Raw genomic sequence first — 23,093 nt, 5'->3', positions numbered from 1 at the left:
AATGTCGGCCACTGACAAGCGATTGACGGTTCCGGCACGCGAGCATAAGGGGGATATGACCCTATCGTGAAAGGAATAATCGATGCCGCTGCGTCACGGTCGCCCCTATCTTGCCATTCCAGGCCCGTCGGTGATGCCTGATCGTGTTTTGCAGGCGATGCAGCAGCCAGCGCCCAATATCTATCACGGCTCGCTGGTGGATATGGTCGATGGAATGATCCCCGACCTAAAGGCAGTCGCGCGCACGTCGGGCAATGTTGCGATCTATATCGCGAACGGTCACGGCGCATGGGAGGCCGCCTTGGCCAACACCTGCGGGCAAGGTGATCGAATTCTGGTGCTGGCCACTGGCAGCTTTGGCCATGGCTGGGCTGACATGGCCCGCCGGATGGGTGTTGAGGTTGAGGTGTTGGAGTTCGGCAAACGCGCGCCAGTTGACGTTGCGCAGGTCGAAGAGCGCCTGCGCGCGGACACTGCCCATACCTTCAAGGCTGTGCTGACGGTGCAGGTTGATACCTCAACCAGTGTGCGCAACGATGTGGCAGGCATCCGCCAAGCCATCGATGCCGCGAAGCACCCGGCGCTTTATATGGTTGATTGCATCGCGTCGCTTGGGTGTGACGAATTCCTGATGGATGCGTGGGGCGTCGATGTGATGGTTGCCGGTTGCCAAAAGGGGCTGATGACCCCGCCGGGGCTTGGCTTTGTCTACTTCAACGAAAAAGCGGCGGAGGTACGCGGGGCGATGACCCAAGTCTCAAACTATTGGGATTGGGTGCCGCGGGCAGCCCCGAAAGAGTTCTATCAGTATTTCGGCGGTACCGCGCCCACGCACCATCTGTTTGGCCTTCGAGAGGCGTTGAACATGCTGGTCCACGAAGAAGGTGTCACGGCCGTATGGGCCCGCCACGCCACACTTGCCCAAACGATCTGGGCCGCGCTGGAGGTGTGGGGGCAGGACGGGCCGATGGAAATGAACATCGCGGATCCGGCCAATCGGGCACATGCTGTCACTGCCGTGCGCATTGGCGCACCACATGGCACCGCGCTGCGCGATTGGTTGACGCAAACAGCGGGCGTAACGCTGGGCATTGGCCTTGGCATGGCGGAATCCGATGATACCGCTTGGCATGGCTTTTTCCGCATCGGCCATATGGGGCACGTCAATGCGCATATGGTCATGGGCGTTCTAGGAACGATGGAGGCCGGGCTGATCGCGCTTGGCATTCCCCACGGCAAAGGCGCGTTGGAGGCAGCGGCACATGTGATTGCACAGGGTTAACCCCTGCGTTTTGCCCAGATGTTCAGTGTCAGGTGCAACGCAAGCCCCACGCCCAAAGCCGCGCCATAGCCGTAAAATCCCCAGATGACGATCAGCGCAGGAAAAAGGTTCACGAACGCCATCACCAAAGCGGCGTTGGTGTAATTCGGGGCCTTCTTCAAACCGTGATCCTGCATGGCACATCTTTCGCGACAGATGTGCCAAGGTTACCGCAGGCCCAGCGATTTTCCAGTCACATTGCCGTTTCGCGCGCAGCGGCCAGTGCTTTGGGTAGCTCTTCTGCAAAGATATCCAGCGCGGCGTCGGGGCCGGTTGAAACGCGGATGCACCGGTTGCCGGGTGCGACAAAGGGCATGCGGACGAACACATCGCGGTTGCCCAGCTCTGTCAGGACCGCGCGTGCGAAATCGCCGGACCCACCGCAGTCGATCGTCACGAAGTTGGTGGCAGAGGGCAGGGCGGTTAGCCCGTTGTCGGCCGCGATTTTGGTCAGGCGGTCACGCGCGGCGGCGACTTTTGACTGAACATCCGCCAGCCAGCTTTCATCCTGCAACGCGGCCAGCGCCCCGGCCTGACTTGTGCGGGACATGCCGAAATGGTCGCGCACTTTGTTAAAGGCGGTGATCAGCGGTTCGGCCCCCATGGCATACCCGACGCGCGCACCAGCCATACCGTGTGCTTTGGAAAACGTCCGCATCCGAATAACGCGCGGATCGTCCACGTTCAGCGCGGGCGCTGTGCCTTCTGGCGCGAATTCTATATAAGCCTCATCAAGGATCAGCAGCGCACCGTCAGGAACGGCGTCAATCATCGCCTGCATACGCGCGGCGTCATGCCATGTGCCCATCGGATTGTCGGGGTTGGCGATATAGATCAGCTTTGCGTCCACCTCTGCCGCTTTGGCGATCAGGGCGTCTGGGTCTTCGTGATCGTCGCGAAACGGCACCGTGTGCAGCACGCCGCCATAGCCCGAAACATGATAATTGAACGTGGGATAGGCCCCTTCGGATGTGACCACGGCATCGCCCGGCCCGATAATCAGGCGCACAAGCGACCCAAGCAGCCCATCAATGCCACCGCCCACAACGATGTTGTCCATGCCGATATGAAACTTCTGCTCCAGCGCCTTGCGCAAATCATAGCTTTGGGCGTCGCCATACATCCACGTATCAGCCACGGCATCCTGCATGGCGGCAATTGCCTTAGGCGATGGGCCAAACAGGCTTTCGTTGGCGCCAAGACGGGCGCGGAAGGGGCGGCCACGCTCTCGTTCCTGGGTTTCGGGGCCGACGAACGGCACGGATGCGGGAAGGCTGTTGGCGAGCTTTGTAAAACGGGGTCCAGTCATGATGCGGACCAAACCGCAATTCGCGCCGCCGGGCAAGGGGTGGCAGGAGGCGACGTGCGGGTTTGCATGCTGGCTGCGGCTATCCGCTCTGATATGATCAGCGGCAGGCGGTATCGTTACGTTTGGATTTGGCATCGCGCAACGCTGCGATTAGGCTGCGTGCAACACCAACCGGGGGACTATATGCCAAGCTATCTGGAAACCGCGCAAGGCCGACGCATCGCTTATCATCAAACGGCGGGGAAAGGACCCGGCGTGGTGTTTCTGGGCGGGTTTAAGTCCGACATGGAAGGCACCAAGGCCATCCACCTAGAGGCATGGGCCAAGGCGCAGGGGCGTGCCTTTCTGCGGTTTGATTACTCCGGCCACGGCCAATCGTCCGAGGAATTCACCGACGGCTGTATCGGGGAATGGGCCGCAGATGCGATGGCGGCGATCACGCAGTTGACGGACGGGCCGCAGGTTTTGGTTGGTTCGTCGATGGGGGGCTGGATTTCGTTACTGGTGGCCCGCACGATCCCTGAAAAGATAGCGGGGCTTGTCGGCATCGCTGCTGCGCCCGACTTTACCGAAGACAGCATGTGGGCCGGGTTTTCGGATGCGCAAAAGGCAGAGCTGGCCGCCAATGGCCGGGTTGAGCTGCCATCGGATTATGCCGACAGCCCTTATATTATCACCGAAAAGCTGATCACCGACGGGCGCAACCAATTGGTGTTGCGCGACCCGCTGGCGTTGCCGTTCCCGGTGCGTTTTCTGCAAGGGACGGCGGACGAAGACGTGGATATGTCTGTCGCATTGCGCCTGTTGGATCATGTCGCGGGGGAAGATGTCCGCCTTGCGTTGGTTAAGGGGGCTGATCATCGGTTTTCATCGCCCGATTGTCTGGCCCTAATCGAAGAAAGTGTGAATGCTGTTCTAAAAAGGATCGCGTAAGATGCTGAAGTTTCTGGCAGTTCTCATTCTGCTTTTGATTGCGGTCTGGCTTTTTGCCCCGCGCGAACCGGTGGATACTGCAATCGCGTTTGATGCGGCATCGATCGGCACCGATGTGGACGCCTATCTGGCGAAAGCCGAGGCAGAGGTTAAAGATCTGCGCGATGGCGTTGCCAAGCGCGTTGTTTGGGCGGGGGAGCCGGGGCAAAAAACGCCGCTGTCGATTGTCTATCTTCACGGCTTTTCGGCCACGTCCGAAGAAATCCGCCCGGTGCCGGATAACGTTGCCCGCGCGCTGGGCGCGAACCTGTATTTTGCGCGGCTAGCCGGTCATGGGCGCACTGGCGATGCCATGGCCGAACCGACGGCTGGCGACTGGATCGAAGACACCGCCGAGGCGTTGGCGATTGGCCGCCAGATCGGAGAGGAGGTCGTTGTTCTTTCCACCTCGACCGGGGGGACGCTGTCGGCCATCGCGGCCAACGATCCTGCCTTGGCCGAAAACGTGAAAGCAATGGTTATGCTGTCCCCTAATTTTGGGGTGAACCACCCGGCCTCTGCGCTTTTGACATTTCCGTTTGTGCGTCACTGGCTGCCGCTGATCCTTGGGAAAGAGCGCAGCTTTACCCCACAAAACATTGAGCAGGCGAAATTTTGGACCACGGCGTACCCGTCTGTTGCGGTGTTCCCGATGGCGGCTTTGGTCGATTACGCGGTGGGGCTGGACTATTCCGAGGTCACGACGCCTGCGCTGTTCCTTTTGTCGGATGATGACAGCGTCGTTCGGCCCGACATCGCGCGCTTGGTCGCGGCGCGGTGGGGGCCAGGCGCTGAGGTGCGGGAGGTGACGCTGGCCCAAGGCGACGATCCTTACAGCCACGTCATCGCGGGCGACATCCTTAGCCCGGCGCAAACTGGGCCGGTTAGTCAGGCAATCGTAAAGTGGATTCAGGGGCTGTAAGCGGTCAGTCGCTAGCCTGACGTCATTCGGTGGCGGGCCTTTGGGCAAGCTGCTAGGGTTTCGGCGAGGCAGATAAAAAGACAAGGCAGAAAGGACATGCGCGATGGTGTGTAAGCCAGAACGTGTGCGGAGCGGGCAGGTGGGCAATGGCTGAAACCTTGCTGTTGCTACCGGGCATGATGAGCGATGCGCGGGTGTTTTCCGATCAAATTCTGACATTCACGCGTGAGCGTGCCGTTCAACTTGCACCGGTTTGGCAAGGCGGCTCTGTCGCGTCGATGGCGCGTGAGCTTCTGGAAGGCGCGCCCAAGCAGTTTGCGCTGGTTGGGCACGGTCTGGGCGGTGTAATTGCGATGGATGTCTTGCGCCAAGCTCCGGAACGGGTTTCGCGCGTGGCTTTCATGTCTTGCACGCCGCTTGCCGAAACCCCGCAAGAGGCCGCCGCGCGCGAGCCACGTATCGTCAGCGCACAGGCCGGGCAGCTGGAAAAAGCGGTGCGCGAGGAGTTTCCATCGGCGTCTTTTGCGCCGGGGCCGATGCGTGCACAGGCAATGAATATGGCTGTGAACATGGCGTCGGAAATTGGGCCCGAACTGTTTGTGCGCCAGTCGCGTGCGCTGCAACGTCGGCCAGATCAGCAGAAGATTTTGCGTCAGCTTCGCGCGCCCGCGCTGGTTCTATGCGGCGCGCACGATACGCTGACGCCGCTGCGCCGACATGAATTCATGTCAGAGCTGATCCCCAACGCCACGTTAGAGGTGATTGAAGATGCCGGGCATCTGCCGCTGTTGGAAGCGCCAGAAGCAGTAACCGAAGCGTTGCGCAAGTGGTTGGCCGCGCCGTTCAGGTTGACGTGAAACGGGTTAAACCGATTTCAGTTTGGCAACCTTGCTTTTGCCCTTACCGCCATCATCAGCATTGGCATCAATAAAATCCAGCACCAGTGGGCGGATATTGTTGCGCCAGCTTTTCCCAGCAAAGATGCCATAATGGCCCGCGCCGGGTTCAAGGTGGTTGGCCTTCTTTTCGTCCGGCAGGCCGGTCAGCATATCCAGCGCGGCAACGCATTGGCCGGGGGCGGAGATGTCGTCGTTCGACCCTTCGACGGTTTTCACCGCAACCGAAGTAATCTTACCGATATCAACCTGTTTACCGTTTACGGTGAACTTGTTCTGCGCGATTTCAAGGTTCTTGAAGACACGCTCGACGGTCGAAAGATAGAATTCTGCCGTCATGTCCATCACGGCTAGATATTCGTCATAGAAACGGTTGTGTTTGTCGTGATCGCCCGCTTCGCCCTTGGCAACGCGCATGATCTGTTCGTTGAAGGCCTTTGCGTGTTTTTCGGCATTCATCGACATGAACGAGCTTAGCTGTTGCAAGCCGGGATAAACCAACCGGCCCACGCCTGCGTATTTGAAGCCCACACGCTGAATCACAAACTGTTCCAGCTGGCCCATCGTTACGCGGCGGCCAAAGTCGGTTACGTCTGTTGCGGCCGCATCAGGATTGATCGGGCCGCCAATCAGGGTCAGGGTGCGCGGCTGTGCCTTTGGCTCTTCCTCGGCCAGATAGGCCGTGGCGGCAAGGGCAAGGGGGGCGGGCTGGCACACGGCGATGACGTTTGCATCGGGGCCAAGGTGTTTCAGAAAATCGACCAGATAGAGGGTGTAATCCTCAATATCGAACTTGCCTTCGGAAACCGGAATCTCGCGCGCGTTGTGCCAGTCGGTGATGTAAACTTCGCAATCAGGCAGCAGGCTGGCAACGGTTGAACGCAGCAACGTGGCATAGTGGCCAGACATCGGCGCAACCAACAGAACCTTGCGTTTTTTGATTTCCCGGCCGTGAACGCGGAAATGGATCAGGTCGCCAAAGGGGCGCGAAACCTCTGTCTCGACCGTCACGATATGATCGCGGCCATCTTCGCAAACGACGGAATGGATGTTCCAGTCTGGTTTGGCGACCATGCGGGCGAAAGATCGCTCGGTTACTTCACCCCAGGCAGAGACGAGTTGAAAAAACGGGTTGGGCATCATGCCCGTGATCGGGTATGAACCAAAGGCAAGGGCTGTTGCACCAAGCCACTGATTGGTGTTCCGCATGGTTTCCATAAGGTCGTAGGTTGCTAGATTTTTCATTGAGCACTCCTTCGGGAAACCACCCGGTGACTGAATTGCAGGTTTTTCGCACGGGGAGGTGCGATGCTGCAAGTGCGAAGGATAGGGGGGATTTTCGCGCATGACAACTGAAGAAGCGACGCAGGCTGCAAACCTAGATCGGCTGAACGAAAATTTGGCCAAAGTTGAGAAGCTGTCAGAACGTCTTGTGTCTGCATTGTCCAACAAGCGAAAAGTCGATCCGAACCTACAAGGCCCAAGCCATGATTTGTTCATGAAGGCCACGGCGGCTTATTTTTCGGAATTCATGCAAAGCCCGTCGAAAATATTCGAACAACAGATCGGGTATTGGGGGAAAACCCTTAAACACTTCATCGAAGCGCAAGAGGCGTTGGCCAGCGGAAAGCTGATGCCAGCCCCCGACAACACGCCCAGCGATCCGCGCTTTTCCAACGAGCTTTGGCAAACGCACCCCTATTTTAACTACATCAAACAACAATATTTGATGTCATCGCAGGCCATCGAAGATGCCGTAAAGGGTATCCAAGGGCTGGACGACAAAGACCGAAAGCGAGTCGAATACTTCTCGCGGCAGATCATCGACATGATGTCGCCCGCCAATTTTCTGGGCACCAACCCCGAAGCATTGGCCCGTGCGGTTGAAACCGATGGGGCGTCTTTGGTTCAAGGGTTGGAAAACCTTGTGCGCGATATCGAAAGCAACAGCGGCGAGTTGTTGGTGACGCTGGCGGACAGCGCGGCGTTTAAGGTCGGCGAAAACATCGCGGCAACGCCGGGCAAAGTGGTGTTCCGCAACCGTATGTTCGAACTGATTCAATATACGCCGACGACAGAAAAGGTGCATGCAACGCCGTTGATCATCTTCCCGCCGTGGATCAACAAGTTCTACATTATGGACCTGAAGCCCAAAAACTCGTTGATCAAATGGATCGTCGATCAGGGCTTTACGCTCTTCGTTGTCAGCTGGGCCAACCCGGATGCCAGCTATGCCGATGTCGGCATGGATCAGTATGTCGAAGAAGGCTACCTGACCGCAATCGAAGAGGTGAAGGCGATCACCGGAGAGCCGAAAGTGAACGCCGTTGGCTACTGCATCGCGGGCACCACGCTTTCGCTGGTTCTGGGCCTGTTGGAAAAGCGGGGGGATAAGTCTGTCCGCTCTGCCACGCTGTTTACGACTCTTACTGATTTCTCGGATCAGGGAGAGGTCGGCGTCTTCCTTGATGATGATTTCGTCGATGGAATCGAGAGAGAGGTCATGCAAAACGGCTTCTTGGATTCTTTTTTCATGTCGCGGACGTTTTCGTTCCTGCGCTCAAACGACCTAATCTATCGACCCGCCATTCGCAGCTATATGATGGGAGAGGCACCCCCAGCATTCGACCTTTTGTTCTGGAACGGGGATGGGACAAACCTTCCGGCCAAGATGGTTGTCGAATACTTGCGTGGGTTGTGTCAGGGTGATGGGCTGGCGCAGGGCAAGTTCCCGATCTGCGGTGAAACGCCTTCTTTGAAAGATGTCAAAGTTCCGCTGTGCGCCATCGCATGCGAGACCGATCATATCGCCGCGTGGAAATCGAGCTTCAATGGCGTTCGCCAGATGGGAAGCCGGGACAAGACCTTTATTCTTTCTGAAAGCGGCCACGTCGCCGGTATCATCAATCCGCCATCAAAGATGAAGTATGGTCACTACACGAACGACGGCCCGATGAAGGATGCTGACACGTGGCGCGCCGAAGCCGAATACCACGAAGGGTCGTGGTGGCCCCGGTGGGGAGCTTGGCTGAAAAAGCGATCTGGCAAGCAGGTTCCCGCGCGCGAGCCGGGTGATTCTAGTCACCCTGCAGTTGCGGATGCACCCGGGACATACGTCGTTTCCAAGTGAAACTACTGATATTCATGGATTAATATGAATAATGCTGCGCCGCAGCAAAAGTGCTTGCAATGCTGCACTGCAGCACGTATATATTCTTCAGGCACAGAAACGGGGTAGACCACCTCGGACCAATGGAGAATTTAAAATGGCTACCGCACAAGATTTTTCAAAAGTGATGCAGGATATGATGGCATCGTTCCCAGTTGACATGTCCGCAATGCAGGACGCTTTCAAAACATCCGCTTCGCTTGGCGAAAAAATGTCCAAAGTTGCTTTGGAAGCCGCTGACAAATCCAGCGAGATTTCTTCGAAGTGGACAAAAGACACGCTCAACAAAATGGGTGATGTAACCACCGTTAAAGCTGAGCCAACAGATTACACCAAAGCAATCACCGATTTCGCATCTGCTTCGGCTGAGATGGCTGCTGAAAACATGGCTGCTTTCGCTGAAGTTGCGAAAAAAGTTCAGATGGAAACTGTTGAGCTGATGCTGGCTGCTGGCAAAGACATCTCGGAAGACGCAACTGCCGTGATGAAGAAAGCCACAGACGAAGCAACTGCTGCCGCTAAAAAAGCGACCTCGGTTAAGAAGTAAAACGGGATTTCGCATCGACATCCTCCCAGTTGATGTGATCGCGTGGGGCGGGCCTTTGTGCCCGCCCTTTCTTTTTGCGAAAAGGGGGCCTAAGCTTCTCTGCACTGCAACAATGAACACAACGTGGGGGGAATGCTTGTGACGGACGACGCGACACCGCTTCTGATCAAGCGCTATGCCAGTCGGCGCCTGTATAATACCGAAACCAGCGACTATGTGACGCTGGAAGATATCGCTCGGTTTATACGCGAAGGCCGGGAGGTACAGATCATTGATCTTAAAAGTGGGGATGACCTAACACGTCAGTATCTACTTCAAATCGTTGCCGAACATGAAAGCCGGGGTGAAAATGTTTTGCCCATTAACGTGCTGACAGATCTGGTGCGTAGCTACACAACACAAGCGCACAGCGTCGTGCCGCAGTTCTTGGCGATGAGCTTTGATATGCTGCGCGATGGCCAGTCCAAAATGATGGAGAATTTGGGGACGATTCCGAACCCAATGGCCACCATGCCGGGCTTTGACGCAATGCAGAAACAACAAGAAGCGTTTCTGAAAGCTATGACCGGCGGCATGGGCAAAAACTGGGCCACGGGTCCGGCAACGAACGATGACGATGAAGGCAGCGCTGCTAAAAGCGATGATCTGAACGACATCAAAAAACAGTTGGCAGAGCTTCAGGCGAAACTGTCGAAGCTGGGCGAATAGAATTTGGGCGGGCCGCAACCGGGGAGGAATGCGGCCCGCCTTTTAGTTAAGCGACCTCGGCGAAGACTTTCTTCAGCGCGGCTTCCAACTTTTCAAACATTTCATCCATCTGCGGTTCGGTCATGATGAATGGCGGGCACAGAACAACCGATTGCCCCAGCGGGCGACAGATCAGCCCGTGATCGGTGCAGGTGTTGGCGATGCGTTCGCTGACCGAAAGGCTGCTGTCGAACGGTGTTTTGGTGTCTTTGTCTTTCACCGCTTCCAGGGCACCCATCAGGCCTTTGCCGCGCCATTCCCCGATGTTGGGGTTTTCGGCCAGCCGGGCCATGTTCGCTTCGAACTTGGGTGTCAACGCGCGGACGTTTTCCAGCAAACCTTCGTTCAGGATCACGTCGATTGCCTTCAATGCAATTGCAGAACCCACTGGATGCCCTGACGCAGTAAAGCCATGCGGGAATTCTTCGATCGCTTCGCTGGCTGCTTGCAGCCGGTCGCTTAGCTCTGGCCCAAGAATGACAGCGCCCATCGGGAAATACCCAGCCGTCAGGTTCTTGGACGAGATGATGGCATCCGGCATGAAGTCATAGGTCTGACAGCCCCAAAGTTCGCCCGTGCGCCCAAAGCCGCAGATCACCTCGTCCGCGACAAGGGGGATGCCGTGCTTTTTCAGGATGGGCGCGATGGCTTGGAAATAGCCTTCGGATGGCGGGATAACGCCGCCAGCACCCATCACGGGTTCGGCAAAGAAACCGGCGATCGTATCGGCGCCTTCGCGGGCGATGACGTCTTCCAGCTCTTGCGCCATGCGTTTGGTGAATTCGGCTTCGGTTTCACCCTCCAGCCCTTCGCGCCAGTAGTGCGGGCAGGTCAGGTGGATGAACCCGTCCAGCGGCAGACCGAAGACAGAGTTATAGGGCTTGCCCGTCATCGAGGCTGAAACCACCGTCACCCCATGATAGCCGTTCTTGCGGGTGATGATCTTACGGCGCTGCGGCTGCCCTTCGGCACCACCAAGGAACCACAGCATTTTGACCATTGTGTCGTTCGCTTCAGAGCCGGAGTTGGTGTAAAACACCTTGCCGCGTTCGTAGGGTGACACCTCTACCAATTTCTCGCTTAGCATCACGGTTTGGTCGGACATGCGGCCAAAGAAGGCGTGGTATCCGGGGAACCGGTCGTATTGCGCCTTCGCGGCTTCGGCCAGGCCGGCATGATCGAAACCGGCAACCATATTCCAAAGGCCCGAGTTCGCATCCAGATAGCGCCGCCCGTGTACGTCAAACACATACGGGCCTTCGCCGTGGGTTAGGACGACGGTGCCGCGTTCCTTGATGGAGGGCAGGTCCGTGAAACCGTAAAACGTATTCGTGTCGGCGCGGGCTTCCCAGCTGTTTGGGTTTTCGTCACGCATGGCTTCTTTCCTTGTGCCAATGGTTTTTTGCAACGCTATCTCTGCTGTTTGAAAGGTGCAATTGCCCGCGTGAGCGGCACTGGCAGAATGCTTGTTTGCCGGTCAGATTGCCCGATAATTCGCGCGGGTTTACGCCACTTTGTTTTGCCCGCCACTCCGTCCGGGGGCTTAGGTGCGTTGCGCCATGATCGTAATGATCTTAGGTTGGCGCCGTTAGTGTAGGAATATATTTATGGCGCAAACTACTGGCCGCATGACCCTTTGGGGTATCGAAACGTTTATTGCGGTTGCCGAAGAAGGGTCAGTGTCGGCTGCGGCGCGTCGTTTGGGGGCCAGCCCTTCGGGCGTTAGTCAGCAGCTTGCCGGGCTTGAGGCCGCACTTGGTGCAACGTTGATGGATCGTTCGACCCGGCCTGTTTCCCTTACACCAGCCGGACAGATGTTTCGCCGCCGCGCCCAGACCATCCTTGCCGAAAGCCAACAGGCCAAGGCAGAGCTTGCCGCACATGACCTTTCTGCGCTTACCGATTTTCGCCTTGGGATGATCGAAGATTTCGACGCGGACGTCACGCCACGGCTTTTGGCTGACATGGCTGGGGAATTGCAGACTTGCCAGTTCTTGCTGGAAACCGGGGCTAGCCACCGGTTGTTCGGTCTGCTTGATGGGCGGGCGTTGGATATGATCGTGGCCGCCGACATGGGGGCCGCCGCCGACTGGATGGAGGTTCACCCGCTGTTAAAGGAACCCTTCGTTGCCGCGGTTCCCGCGGGAATGATTGACCCTGACAGTGACGTCTTGCGCCAGCTTCAGGCGCTTCCGCTGATCCAATATACTCAGCGCCACCATATGGGCCGCCAAATCGCCGAACACCTTGCCCGCCAGCATCTGACCTTGGCCCATCGGTTCGAGTTGGACAGCTATCACGCCATCCTTTCCATGGTGGCCAGCGGGTCGGGGTGGACGATCCTGACGCCGCTTGGGTATTTGCGCGCCCAGCGGTTTCGCGATCAAGTGACGTTGATGCCACTGCCATTCGCGCCGCTGTCACGCACTATATCACTTAGCGCGCGATCCGGCGTCTTGCAGGATATGCCAAGCAACGTTGCCGCGCGCCTTCGCCCCTTGTTGGACGAGATGATCGTCACCCCCGCAACCGCGCATTTGCCGTGGTTGCAGGGTGATCTGGCGGTTCTTTAGGTGCCGTAGGCGCGGGTGTCGCCCATCACATCTTCTGCCGCGTCGATGAGGGCGCTGGCGATGAAATCAAGCTCTGGCTTTTTCAGGCGGGCGGGCAGGCGCACATCGCAGGCCCGCATCAGCATGGCACGCGTTTGCGGAAGCTCGGGCGTTTCGCCTTTGATGAATTGCCAGTTCCAGAACGCGCGCGCGTTGTCTTGGGACAGGCCAAACACCTGAACGCTGATCCCGCGCTGTTTGGCAGCCGCTTGAAAGGCGCGGGCGTCATCGTCGGATTCAAAACCTACAAGGTTGAACTGAATCGAATCCGGCGCACGTTCTTCTGGCAACAGCGGGGCGGGGACGTTCAGCCAAGCTGTTTCGTTCAACAGCCCGGCGACATAATCGTGGTTCGCGCGGCCATCACGGATACGGCGGGCGACTTCGGGCAGTTGCGGGCGGATTACGGCCGCCGAAAGGTTCTGCATCCGCGTGTTGTAAAGCGGCAGTTTGTTTTGCCAATGCGCGAACCGGTCATGCACGACCTTGTGCTTCTTCCAGTTATGTTCGTACGCGCCCGACATGATGATGGCTTTGGCGATAATGTCTGCGTCATCGGTGATCAGGATGCCACCTTCGCCCGCATTAATCATCTTGTAAGACTGGAATGAGAAGCAGCCGATCTTACCCAAGGTGCCGATCTTTTTGCCATGCCACAGCGTGCCCAGCGAATGGGCTGCGTCTTCGATGACGGGTACACCGCGTGCTTCGGCCAGGGCCATGATCCCGTCCATATCAGACGTGTGGCCGCGCATGTGGCTGATGATGATGGCCTGAATGTCGTCGGTCAGCTTGGCCTCAAAATCGGCCATGTCGATGCGATAGTTTTCGGCAACCTCAACCAGCACAGGCTGGCAATCGGCATGTACGATGGCCGAAGGAACGGCGGCAAAGGTGAAGGCCGGAACCAGAACCTTCGCATCGCGGGGCAGGTCCAGCGTTTTCAGTGACAGGAACAACGCGGCCGAACAAGACGCGACAGCCAGCGCATATTTGGCCCCCATAAATTCAGCGAATTCTTGTTCCAACAGGGCGACTGGCGCGTTTTCTGGCGCCGTATAACGGAACAGATCACCGCTTTGCAGCAGGCGGTCAATTTCTTCGCGCGCCGCTTCGGGGATGGATTCAGCGTCGTAGACATTGGGGGCGAGGGCCATGTTGCACCTTTTCTGAATGTCATATTCAGAAAAACTGTAAGTGATTGCCGGGAAACGGCCAATCCTTTTTTCCAGAGAAGGCGGTTACATGCCGATTTTGTCACGCATCGCATACCAGCTCATCGCGAGGGCAAGCATGGGTGATCTCAACACACCGCCGCCGGGAAAGCGGGGCGTGGGGATGCGCGACATCACATCAAAGCGTTCGGCCTGACCGGCGGTTGCCTCGGCCATGATCTGGCCCGCCAGAACGGCAAGCGCGACCCCATGCCCGGAATAACCTGATGCCGACAACATGTTATCGGCGGGGCGGGTGAAGAATGGCAGGCGGTTCATCGTGATCGCCAGCGTGCCACCCCACGCATAGTCGATTTTCGCGTCCTTGAGCTGTGGGAACACCTCTAACATCGGTTTGCGCACGGTGGCCGCGATGTCGGACGGAAAGCGGTAGCCATAGCTTTCGCCACCGCCAAACAGCAGCCGGTTATCAGCGGATAGCCGGAAATAGTTCACCACGAATTTGCTGTCGGCGACGGCAACATCTTTGGCCAAAACGCGGCTTGGGTCTTCCAGCGGTTCGGTGGCAACGATGAAGTTGTTGATCGGCATAACGCGTGAGGCAACCTTACGCTCCAACCCGCCCAGATAACCGTTGGTGGCTAGGATGACGTGATCGGCAGTGACGCGGCCTTTATCTGTCTGCACAACTGCCTTTGCCCCGTGGCGGATGTTGTGAACGTGCGACATTTCATGGATGCGGGCACCCGTTCTGGCCGCCGCAGTTGCGATGCCAAAGGCAAGGGCCAGTGGGTGCAAATGCCCGGCACCCCAATCGACGCTGCCGCCTTGATACGCGTGTGATCCGACCAGCGCCTGCATGGCGTCACGGTCCAGCGGTTCAACCTGGTCGTAGCCATATTCGTTGCGCAGTTTGTCGGCATAGGCGTGATTGTGGGGCACGTCTTTTGCCTGCCATTCGGCATGAACCACGCCAGGGCGATAGCCGCAGTCGATGTTATGCGCATCGATCAGCTGCGCAATCAGGGCCTTGGCGTCTTCGCCGAACTGCCAAAGGGTGCGCGCATCGTCGCGCCCCACCAAACGTTCCAGCGCATCTTGTTCAAGCCGTTGACCGGAACCAACCTGCCCGCCGTTGCGCCCTGATGCGCCAAACCCGACCCGGTGCGCCTCTAACAGCACCACGTCAAAGCCACGTTGGGAAAGGTGCAGCGCGGCGGATAGGCCTGTGTATCCGCCACCGATGATACAGACATCCGCCTTGGTTTCACCGCGCAATTCGGGGAAAGGCGCGGGTAGGGTGGCCGTGGCGGCATACCAACTGTCGGGGTATTCACCCCGACGGTCGTTTGAAAACAACAGGTTCATACGTTCAACAACAGATGCTCACGCTCCCACGGGCTGATGACCTGAAGGAACTCTTTATATTCAAGGGTTTTGACGGCGGAGTAGACTTTGCAGAACTCCTCTCCCAAGACAGCGCGCACATCGGGGGAGCTGTCGAACAGATCAAGCGCTTCGTTCATGCCGCGCGGGATACCTTCGTCACTGGCATAGGCATCCCCCTTGAATTCAGCGTTGGGATACTTCTTTTCCATCAGCCCAAGATACCCGCACGCAAGCGAGGCCGCGATGCCCAGATAGGGGTTGCAATCCATCCCGGCGATCCGGTTTTCCAATCGGCGCGAGGTAGCATCAGACACCGGAACCCGCAGGCCTGTCGTGCGGTTGTCGCGCCCCCATTCAAGGTTGATCGGCGCGGCAAAGTCAGGGACGTACCGGCGATAGCTGTTCACATAGGGCGCCAGCAGTGCAATCACCGACGGCATGTGGGTCTGCATCCCAGCGATGAAATGCAGGAAGGTTTCGGTTTCCGTGCCGTCGGGTTGGGAAAAGATGTTTTCCCCAGTTTTCGCATCGACCACCGAATGGTGAATATGCATGGCCGAACCGGGCTCGTCCTGAATGGGCTTGGCCATAAAGGTGGCAAAGCAATCGTGGCGCAGGGCGGCTTCGCGGATCATGCGTTTGAAGAAGAAGATTTCGTCCGCCAGACGCACGGGGTCGCCATGGCGCAGGTTCATTTCAATCTGTCCGGCACCGCCTTCTTGCAGGATGCCGTCAATTTCAAACCCTTGTGCTTCGGCGAAATCATAGATGTCGTCGATGACGGGGCCATATTCGTCAACCGCACTCATCGAATAGGCCTGACGGGCCGCCGCGCGACGGCCAGAGCGGCCCATGGGTGGCTCGATCGGGTGGGCCGGGTCGATGTTGCGTGCGACCAGAAAGAATTCCATCTCGGGGGCGACGATGGGTTGCCAGCCTTGCGCGTTGTAAAGCTCTACCACGCGTTTCAGCACGTTGCGCGGGGCGACGGGCACCGGGTTGCCGTCTTGGTCGTTGATGTCGTGGATCACCTGAAGGGTCCAGTCCGCCGTCCACGGTGCGGCGGTGGCGGTGGACATGTCTGGGGTCAGGATCATGTCAGGTTCGGTAAAGGCCTGATCTTCCATGTTGGCCCAATCGCCAGTGATGGTTTGCTGAAAGATCGAGTTGGGCAAATAGAAATGGGTCTGCTTGGCGAACTTAGATGCTGGCATCGCCTTGCCCCGCGCCACGCCCGCAATGTCCGAGACGATGCATTCCACCTCATCCAGCCGTCGGCCCGCGATGAATTCCTGAGCAGCTTCGGGAAGGTCGTTCGTCCAATCAGGCATGATGCACCTTGTAAGAGTGTTTGAAAAACGCGGTAAACATATCCGCTATTTCTAAGCTGTTTGTTTGGGTGGTCAAAGTTGCCTCGGCAGATTTCAGCAACGGGTCGGGGACAACCCCGACACCGCGTTCGCGGATCAATTTGCCAGTGAATTCGGCGTCAAACTCTGGATGGGGCTGCACCGTAAGCGCGCGATCATCATAGGCAAGGGCGGCATAGGGGCAGAAATCGCTGGTTCCGATGACGGTCGCGCCTTCGGGAAGCTTGGTCACCTGATCCTGATGCCAAGCGTTCAGGGCGACCTCTTTCCCGTTTAGGGTATAGGTCTGCCGACCCACCGACCAACCGCCGCTGAACTTTTCGACCTTGCCGCCAAGGGCTTGCGCGATGATCTGATGGCCAAAGCAGACGCCAACCATGGGCACGGCCTTCGCGTACGCATCGCGGACGAATTGTTCCAGCGGTTTGATGAACGGCAGATCGTCATAGGCCCCGTGCCGAGACCCCGTGATCAGCCATCCGTCGGCGTCATCAACACTGTCTGGGAACTGCATGTCGACCACCGACCAGCGGCGAAAATCGAACCCGCGCCCGCCAAGCAGTTGTTCAAACATATCAGGGTATTCGCCATGCGCGTCCCGAAGTGTTTCGGGCACATGGCCGGTTTGCAGGATTCCGATCCGCATTGGGGTGCTCTTGTTTGTTGCTTGCCTGACGGTAGCCGTGGCCGTGACGCCCGGCAAGAGGCGTCAAACAGTATCGAGGTACAGGTCAATCCGTTCCTGGGCGCTTAGCTCTTCGTAAAAACGAAGCTCTTGGCGTTTGGTCAGGGTCAGGTTGTTTATCAGCTCTTCTGGGAAAATGCGTTTGATTTCAGAACTGGCTTCGAAGGCATCGATCGCTTCGCCCCATGTGCCGGGCATCTGTTCCAGATCCAGATCATAGGCGTTACCGGTGATCGGTGCGGGCGGTTCTGCCGCATCCTCTAGCCCGTTCAGGGCTGCGCCCAGCACGGTGGCCAGCATCAGATATGGGTTGATATCCCCCCCGGCGACGCGGTGTTCGATCCGGCGCGCGGCGGGGCTTCCGCCCGGCACGCGGATCGCGGCGGTGCGGTTTTCATAGGCCCAGCAGATACCGGTTGGCGCATGAGCATCCGGGACAAGCCGGTCATAGCTGTTCCCGTGTGGCGCAAACAAAAGGCCCGATCCGGGAATAGCCTTCAGGCAGCCCGCAACCGCGTGGTGCAATTCGTCAGACCCTTTGGGGCCACCGTCATCGAAGATGTTGTTCCCATCCTTATCAAGGATGGAAAAATGGGTGTGCATCCCGTTTCCGGCGTAATCTTCATAGGGTTTGGCCATAAAGCTGGCGGCAAAACCGTGTTTGCGGGCCAACCCGCGCACAAGAATTTTGAACAGCCACGTATCATCCGCCGCCTTCAGCGCGTCGGGCTGGTGCATCAGGTTGATTTCGAACTGGCCCAGACCTGCCTCGGAAATGGCGGTGTCGGCGGGAATGTCCATCGCCTCGCACGCGTCATAAAGGTCGGTGAAGAACGCATCGAACGCATCCAGCGCCCGCAAGGCCAGCGTATCGGCACCCGATCGGCGTTTGCCGGTTCTGGGCGACGGCGGCACGCGCAACGTTCGGCCACTGTCGTCGATCAGATAGAATTCAAGCTCTGTCGCGACCACGGGTGTCAGCCCGCGTTCGGCATAGCGTTTGACGATGCGTGACAGCGCGTGGCGTGGGTCGCCGTCGAATGGGCGGCCGTCTTCGTGATACATCCACAGGGGCAGCAGGGCGGTTGGTGCCTCTAGCCATGGCATGGGGATGAAGCCACGTTCGGTTGGTTTCAGAACGCCGTCTGGATCGCCCGAGTCAAAAACCAGCGGGCTGTTTTCAATGTCTTCCCCCCAGATATCAAGGTTCAGCACGGAAAACGGAAACCGCGTGCCGTCCTCTTCGACCTTGCCAGCAAAGCGAGTGGGGATGCGTTTGCCGCGTGCTTGCCCATTCAGGTCGCAGGCCGCAACGCGGATCGTGCGGACCTCGGGGTGGGCCATAAGCCATTCGCTCATCTAATTACCTGTGGTTTGAAACGTATGCGGCTGCGCGTGGCTTGCGGCAGGTGCCGGTTAAGCCGCCGGTTGATCAGCCCGAACAAAGAGATAATCACCAAGGTCAGCAAGATGAAGTACCCCGCAACGATTGGATAAGGAATAAATGGGTTAAACGTCTTGTCGGCGAAATAGCTGGCATAATACAGCGCATCGCCCTTTTGCTTCCACGCTGGAAAGCCTGAAAAATAGACAAGCGTGGTGGCGTGAAAAAGAAAGATCGCTTCGTTCGTATAAGCGGGCCACGCAAGGCGCAGCATGGTGGGCCAGATCACGCGGCGGAACTTGGTCAGGCCGGTCATGCCATAGGCATCAGCCGCTTCGATATCGCCACGCGGGATCGACCGCAGCGCGCCATAAAAGATCTCGCCGGTATAGGCGGCGGTGTTCAGGAACAGCACGATCAAAGCCCCGGCCCACGCGCGTGTCAGCCAGCTGGTCGCGGCCGTAATCTCTATAAACCCAAGGTTCAGTTCGATCCCCGACTTGGGCAGCAGCACGAAGGTTTCGTAGGCCAGAAAGAACTGGATAAACAGAGGCGAGCCGCGGAACAGAAAGATGAACCATTCGGCCGGTTTGCGGATCGCCCAGACGGGGCTGGCCTTTGCCAGTGCCACGGCGGTGGCAAGGAAGAACCCAAACAACAGCGCCAGCGCACCGAAATAGACGTTCCAGATCAGGCCAGAGCCGATCAACGTGACCTGTTCGCAGAGGGTGAAATCAGTGCGCGGCAACAGCCGTTCACCGATACCGATGGAACGCAGGGCGTAGTCTTGGATGGTTTGCAGGCAGCTCATGCGGCGGCCTTTCTTTGTGCGTCGCCTGCCATCGTGGCTTGGCCATGCGACAGGCGGTAGGTCAGGCGGCTAAGTACCATCTCACTTAGTTTCGTCAGGCCAAGGTAGAACACCAGAAGGCCAAGGAAATAGTACAAGCGCCAGTCAGGGTGCGGATACGCAAAGATGGAGGTTTTGGCCCCACCCAGTTCACGCGCCCAATAAACAATATCTTCGACACCCAGCAGGAACAGCAGTGGCGTGGCCTTGATCAGGATCATCCACAGGTTCGACAGGCCGGGCAGGGCATAGACCCACATTTGCGGCACAAGGATGCGCCAGAAGGCTTGGCGGTCTGTCATGCCATATGCCTCGGCGGTTTCCATTTGGGCGCGGGGCACAGCCTTCATCGCGCCGAACAGAACGTTGGCGGCAAAGGCGCCAAACACGATCGCAAAAGCAAGGACCGCCAGAAAGAAGCCATAGGTTTCGTGAACCCATTGCGGGCTGCTGGACAGCGGCATTTTGGCGACCGAGCAGACGACAAAATCACTGCCCTGACGAATGGGTTCTTCCCAATCGGGGCATTTTGCTTTGTGGCGCAGCCATTCGATGCCCTGATCCAATGCGAAAGGCACGAACAAGAAGAACGCAATGTCCGGGATGCCACGCACCATCGAGGTATAGGCCTTACCGAACCAGCGCAGCGGCAAGAAGGCCGAGCGCGCGGCAATTGCCCCGCCAAAGCCAAAGGCAAGCGCGGCGGGCGCAGTGATAAGCAAAAGCACCATCACAACACCGAACGAGCCGTAAAACGCCATGTGCTTGCCGTTTGTTAGGTAACAGGCAAGCCACGAAAAGCCTTCAAGGCTGGAGGGATCTGAGCAATAGGAAAACATAAAAATCGGCGGGGCCTGATGCGGCCCCGCCTGTGTCTAGATCAGTACGTACCGATTTCTTCGCCGAACCACTTCTGAAGCATGGTGTTCAGCGTGCCATCTTCTTTCATCGAAGTGATGGCGGCGTCGAACTTTGTTTTCAGCTCGGCGTCGGATTCGCGCAGGCCAAGGCCGATGCCACCGCCCAGCGGTACACCTTCGCCGACCCATTCCAGATCGGATTCAGCGACGATTGGCGCAAGGAAGTCTTTGTCAGCGAATACAGCGTCAGCCTCGCCGTTTTTGACGGCAGCAACGGTTTCGTCTGGCGTTGCGAATTCCAGCAGGGTCGCGCCGGTTTCAGCAACATAACCCGCTTGGATCGTACCAGTCTGAGCCGCGATAACGCCGCCTTTCAGGTCTGCGCCCGTGTCGATTGCCGCATAGGAAGATTCAGTTGGCGGATAGTAATCTTGGGTGAAGTCGATGACTTCGTCACGCTCTGCGGTGATCGACATGCCAGCGATGATCGTGTCGTAGTTGCCGGAAACGAGGTTCGGGATGATCGAATCCCATTCGTTTGTGACCCATTCACAGGTCAGTTCGGCGCGTGCGCACAGCTCGTCGCCCAGTTCACGCTCAAACCCGTCAACTTCGCCATTGTCGTTGATGAAGTTGTACGGAGGGTAGGCGCCCTCGGTCCCCATGCGCACGACGTCTTGTGCGGATGCAAAGCTTGCGGTCATTGCCAGTAGGGCGGTGCCAAGCATTAGTTTTTTCATGGTCTTATTACTCCCGTGTTGTGGTGGTCTTCTTTGTTTTTGGTTCAGGCCGATACGGTCGCGCTTAGGAATTGTTGCAGCCGTTCGGTTTTTGGGTTGGCAAAAAGCTCTGCCGGTGGGCCTTCTTCTTCGATCTTGCCCTTGTGCAAGAACACGACATGGTCGGACACGTCCGCCGCCATGCGCATGTCGTGGGTGACGATAATCATGGTGCGGCCTTCTTCGGCCAACGCCCGGATTACGCGCACGACCTCCTGCTCCAACTCGGGGTCCAGCGCCGAGGTGGGTTCGTCAAACAGCAAGGCCTTCGGTTCCATCGCCAACGCACGGGCAATTGCCGCTCGCTGTTGTTGGCCGCCGGAAAGCATCGCCGGATATACATCGCATTTGTCGCCGATTCCCACCTTGGCAAGCAAGGCGCGCGCGCGGGTTTCCACCACATCGCGATCTTGGCCCAGAACGGTAATCGGTGCTTCCATCACATTTTGCAGGATGGTCATGTGGGCCCACAGGTTGAACTGCTGAAACACCATCGACAGATTGGTGCGCAGGCGGATCATCTGTTTTTTATCGGCAGGATGGCGGCGAATACCGGTGCCGTTCCATTTCACGGCCTCACCATCAAACAGAATGTCGCCCTGTTGGCTGTTTTCCAACAGATTCGCACAACGCAGGATCGTTGACTTGCCCGAACCCGAAGACCCGATCAGCGATACAACATCGCCCTTTTGTGCAGAAATGTTCACGCCCTTAAGCACTTCGAGTTCACCGAAGCTTTTGTGAAGGTCGCGGATTTCGATAACGGGTGCTTCTTGGTCGGTCACGTTTGGCACTTTTGTTGGTTTGGCTGTGAAGTAGGGCGCAAAATTGCGTCAAATGCAACGGGGTGCAGCAAATGACGTGACTGTCAGCCTAAGATTCAGGCGTATCCCCGGTTGCTTGCCCCGGGCCGGGCGGTGTCGGAACGGCCAAGTAATCGGACAGCGGAATATGTGCAAGCCCCCGAATGCCAAGCGCGTGACGATCCGCATCGGAAAGGGTGCCCACGGCGGTTTTCAATGCGCGAAAATGCGCGGTCGTATCGGTGCCCTTGGCTGCGATGAACGCCAAGCCCGGCGATGCGTCTGTGCGCCCGATCACCTTAAGCGCCTGCGCCGCCTTGTCGTGGGCGCGGATAAACCGCCAGGAAACTTCATCCAACGCGGCAATGTCGGCCTTGCCCGATGCGACGGCGGCCGCGCTTTGGCGATGTGCCCCTGTCAAGGTCGGGTTGCGAAAGCTGAAACCATTCCGTTTGGCAAACAGCTGTGGCGCGGCCCAGCCCGAGTGCGAGCTTTCGTCATTAAAAGCAAAGTGGCGGTCGGCGTAACTGGCGGCATCCTCAGCGTCGTCATGGCGGGCGACAAACACACTGCGGTAATGCCCGGCGGGCGTGTCAGCCAAACCAAAGTCCAACGTCCCGATGACTTCGACGCGATCATGGAAATCGCGTCTCAGTGGAAGCCCACAGATTTGGCCAAAGACCAGTTCGGGGTGGCCCCATCCGGTAACAATGTCGATTTCGCGGTCAAGTGCGTGTGGCGCGGGAACGCCTTCGTCGCGCAGGGCATCGCGGATCAACGACCAAAGCGCATCATGCGCGGCCGCATTTTCCGGCCGGTCGTACATCGGAAATGACGCGATCATGCGCGCTTGGCTTCCACCCGTTGGCGCGCCAAGTTGCTGTCGCGGTCATTCACGCCAAGCAAGTTGGCGACCAGCCGCAATAGCGCGTCCTCTTCGTGGTCGCGCACGCCATCGGCCAGAACGACATCCCACAGGGCCTCGACCACGGCTTCACGTTCTTCATAGGCGACCGCGTCTTTAATCGCGCGGGTGAAGCGAACAGTGTCGGGGGCTTCGGATTCGAGCGTTTCCGCATTACCACGCAGGGCCGAAGCCTCGAACGGAGAGAGGCCATAACGGGAGGCAAGAATTCGGTCGATCCGCGTGATCTCTTCCGGGGCGTATTCGCCATCGGATTTTGCAATGCGTACCAACAAAGCGCCCAAGGCAAGGCGGGCGTCTTCGTCAGCTAAACGATCGGGCTGTGGCTGGATCAGCCGGGATAGGAAATCAGCAAACATAAAGGTGATATATGTCGCC

General features: G+C 57.9%; 23 protein-coding genes. 8 read left to right on the top strand and 15 right to left on the bottom strand.

The genetic code is table 11. From position 1 onward, the window contains the following. The first annotated feature begins 82 nt into the window (after positions 1–82). Complete coding sequence (locus COL8621_RS11450) at positions 83–1,282, top strand: pyridoxal-phosphate-dependent aminotransferase family protein (RefSeq protein ID WP_093967492.1); 1,200 nt, start codon at positions 83–85, stop codon at positions 1,280–1,282. Here the strand turns inward: COL8621_RS11450 and COL8621_RS11445 are convergent. Beyond that, entirely contained in the window at positions 1,279–1,458 is a 180-nt protein-coding gene (locus COL8621_RS11445; RefSeq protein ID WP_093967491.1) for a hypothetical protein, read from the bottom strand. The genes COL8621_RS11450 and COL8621_RS11445 overlap by 4 nt on opposite strands. Positions 1,459–1,514: 56 nt before the next feature. Next, a complete protein-coding gene (locus COL8621_RS11440; protein WP_093967490.1) occupies positions 1,515–2,630 on the bottom strand; it encodes a pyridoxal phosphate-dependent aminotransferase in 1,116 nt (371 codons plus the stop codon). A 183-nt stretch (positions 2,631–2,813) separates the two neighbouring features. Between COL8621_RS11440 and COL8621_RS11435 the strand changes: the two genes are divergently transcribed. From COL8621_RS11435 to COL8621_RS11425, 3 genes are all read left to right on the top strand, one after another. Next, positions 2,814–3,563 carry an alpha/beta fold hydrolase gene (locus COL8621_RS11435; RefSeq protein ID WP_093968536.1) on the top strand — a complete coding sequence of 250 codons (750 nt, stop codon included), beginning with the start codon at positions 2,814–2,816 and terminating at the stop codon, positions 3,561–3,563. A 1-nt stretch (position 3,564) separates the two neighbouring features. Further along, on the top strand, positions 3,565–4,524 hold the full coding sequence (locus COL8621_RS11430) for an alpha/beta hydrolase (protein ID WP_093967489.1): 960 nt from the start codon (positions 3,565–3,567) through the stop codon (positions 4,522–4,524). A gap of 146 nt (positions 4,525–4,670) precedes the next feature. Next, positions 4,671–5,381 carry an alpha/beta fold hydrolase gene (locus COL8621_RS11425; protein WP_093967488.1) on the top strand — a complete coding sequence of 237 codons (711 nt, stop codon included), beginning with the start codon at positions 4,671–4,673 and terminating at the stop codon, positions 5,379–5,381. A 6-nt stretch (positions 5,382–5,387) separates the two neighbouring features. On the opposite strand, the gene phaZ is transcribed toward COL8621_RS11425, so the two are convergent. Then, entirely contained in the window at positions 5,388–6,665 is a 1,278-nt protein-coding gene (phaZ, locus tag COL8621_RS11420; RefSeq protein WP_093967487.1) for a polyhydroxyalkanoate depolymerase, read from the bottom strand. 100 nt (positions 6,666–6,765) lie between these two features. Here phaZ and phaC point away from each other — a divergent pair, with 100 nt between their 5' ends. The 3 genes from phaC (at position 6,766) to phaR (ending at position 9,844) form a co-directional block, all read left to right on the top strand. Then, a complete protein-coding gene (gene phaC / locus COL8621_RS11415) occupies positions 6,766–8,550 on the top strand; it encodes a class I poly(R)-hydroxyalkanoic acid synthase (RefSeq protein WP_093967486.1) in 1,785 nt (594 codons plus the stop codon). A 136-nt stretch (positions 8,551–8,686) separates the two neighbouring features. Beyond that, positions 8,687–9,136, top strand: a complete 450-nt coding sequence (locus COL8621_RS11410; RefSeq protein ID WP_093967485.1) for a phasin family protein — start codon at positions 8,687–8,689, stop codon at positions 9,134–9,136. 132 nt (positions 9,137–9,268) lie between these two features. Further along, positions 9,269–9,844, top strand: a complete 576-nt coding sequence (phaR, locus tag COL8621_RS11405; RefSeq protein ID WP_093967484.1) for a polyhydroxyalkanoate synthesis repressor PhaR — start codon at positions 9,269–9,271, stop codon at positions 9,842–9,844. Between the two features lie 46 nt (positions 9,845–9,890). Here the strand turns inward: phaR and COL8621_RS11400 are convergent, their stop codons facing one another. Then, positions 9,891–11,258 (bottom strand): aminotransferase, encoded by a 1,368-nt coding sequence (locus COL8621_RS11400; RefSeq protein WP_093968535.1) that lies wholly within the window; start codon positions 11,256–11,258, stop codon positions 9,891–9,893. A gap of 232 nt (positions 11,259–11,490) precedes the next feature. Here COL8621_RS11400 and COL8621_RS11395 point away from each other — a divergent pair, with 232 nt between their 5' ends. Further along, positions 11,491–12,456: a LysR family transcriptional regulator gene (locus COL8621_RS11395; RefSeq protein ID WP_093967483.1), complete on the top strand. Its 966-nt coding sequence runs from the start codon at positions 11,491–11,493 to the stop codon at positions 12,454–12,456. On the opposite strand, the gene COL8621_RS11390 is transcribed toward COL8621_RS11395, so the two are convergent. The 11 genes from COL8621_RS11390 to COL8621_RS11340 form a co-directional block, all read right to left on the bottom strand. Next, entirely contained in the window at positions 12,453–13,652 is a 1,200-nt protein-coding gene (locus COL8621_RS11390) for a DegT/DnrJ/EryC1/StrS family aminotransferase (protein WP_093967482.1), read from the bottom strand. The genes COL8621_RS11395 and COL8621_RS11390 overlap by 4 nt on opposite strands. Positions 13,653–13,736: 84 nt before the next feature. Next, positions 13,737–15,038, bottom strand: a complete 1,302-nt coding sequence (locus COL8621_RS11385; protein WP_093967481.1) for an NAD(P)/FAD-dependent oxidoreductase — start codon at positions 15,036–15,038, stop codon at positions 13,737–13,739. After that, the gene (locus COL8621_RS11380) at positions 15,035–16,390 is read right to left on the bottom strand and encodes a glutamine synthetase family protein (protein WP_093967480.1); all 1,356 of its coding nucleotides are present in this window, start codon (positions 16,388–16,390) and stop codon (positions 15,035–15,037) included. Before COL8621_RS11380 ends, COL8621_RS11385 begins: the two co-directional genes overlap by 4 nt. Further along, complete coding sequence (locus COL8621_RS11375; protein WP_093967479.1) at positions 16,383–17,075, bottom strand: type 1 glutamine amidotransferase; 693 nt, start codon at positions 17,073–17,075, stop codon at positions 16,383–16,385. The genes COL8621_RS11380 and COL8621_RS11375 overlap by 8 nt, the downstream gene beginning before the upstream one ends. A gap of 63 nt (positions 17,076–17,138) precedes the next feature. After that, positions 17,139–18,473 carry a glutamine synthetase family protein gene (locus tag COL8621_RS11370; RefSeq protein WP_093967478.1) on the bottom strand — a complete coding sequence of 445 codons (1,335 nt, stop codon included), beginning with the start codon at positions 18,471–18,473 and terminating at the stop codon, positions 17,139–17,141. Then, complete coding sequence (locus COL8621_RS11365) at positions 18,470–19,309, bottom strand: ABC transporter permease (RefSeq protein WP_093967477.1); 840 nt, start codon at positions 19,307–19,309, stop codon at positions 18,470–18,472. The genes COL8621_RS11370 and COL8621_RS11365 overlap by 4 nt, the downstream gene beginning before the upstream one ends. Beyond that, complete coding sequence (locus COL8621_RS11360; RefSeq protein ID WP_093967476.1) at positions 19,306–20,187, bottom strand: ABC transporter permease; 882 nt, start codon at positions 20,185–20,187, stop codon at positions 19,306–19,308. Before COL8621_RS11360 ends, COL8621_RS11365 begins: the two co-directional genes overlap by 4 nt. A 41-nt stretch (positions 20,188–20,228) precedes the next feature. Next, positions 20,229–20,948 carry a transporter substrate-binding domain-containing protein gene (locus tag COL8621_RS11355; protein WP_093967475.1) on the bottom strand — a complete coding sequence of 240 codons (720 nt, stop codon included), beginning with the start codon at positions 20,946–20,948 and terminating at the stop codon, positions 20,229–20,231. A gap of 44 nt (positions 20,949–20,992) precedes the next feature. After that, positions 20,993–21,772, bottom strand: coding sequence for an ABC transporter ATP-binding protein (locus tag COL8621_RS11350; RefSeq protein WP_176438481.1), 780 nt, complete (start codon positions 21,770–21,772; stop codon positions 20,993–20,995). A gap of 88 nt (positions 21,773–21,860) precedes the next feature. Further along, positions 21,861–22,634, bottom strand: coding sequence for a phosphate/phosphite/phosphonate ABC transporter substrate-binding protein (locus COL8621_RS11345; RefSeq protein WP_093967473.1), 774 nt, complete (start codon positions 22,632–22,634; stop codon positions 21,861–21,863). Beyond that, positions 22,631–23,074 (bottom strand): tellurite resistance TerB family protein, encoded by a 444-nt coding sequence (locus COL8621_RS11340; protein WP_093967472.1) that lies wholly within the window; start codon positions 23,072–23,074, stop codon positions 22,631–22,633. The genes COL8621_RS11345 and COL8621_RS11340 overlap by 4 nt, the downstream gene beginning before the upstream one ends. Positions 23,075–23,093 lie beyond the last annotated feature (19 nt).

The organism is Actibacterium lipolyticum, assembly GCF_900184935.1.
GTDB classification, from domain to species: Bacteria; Pseudomonadota; Alphaproteobacteria; order Rhodobacterales; family Rhodobacteraceae; genus Actibacterium_A; species Actibacterium_A lipolyticum.
Note: the sequence above shows the minus strand (reverse complement) of the source record. Positions and strands in the feature narration are given on the sequence as shown.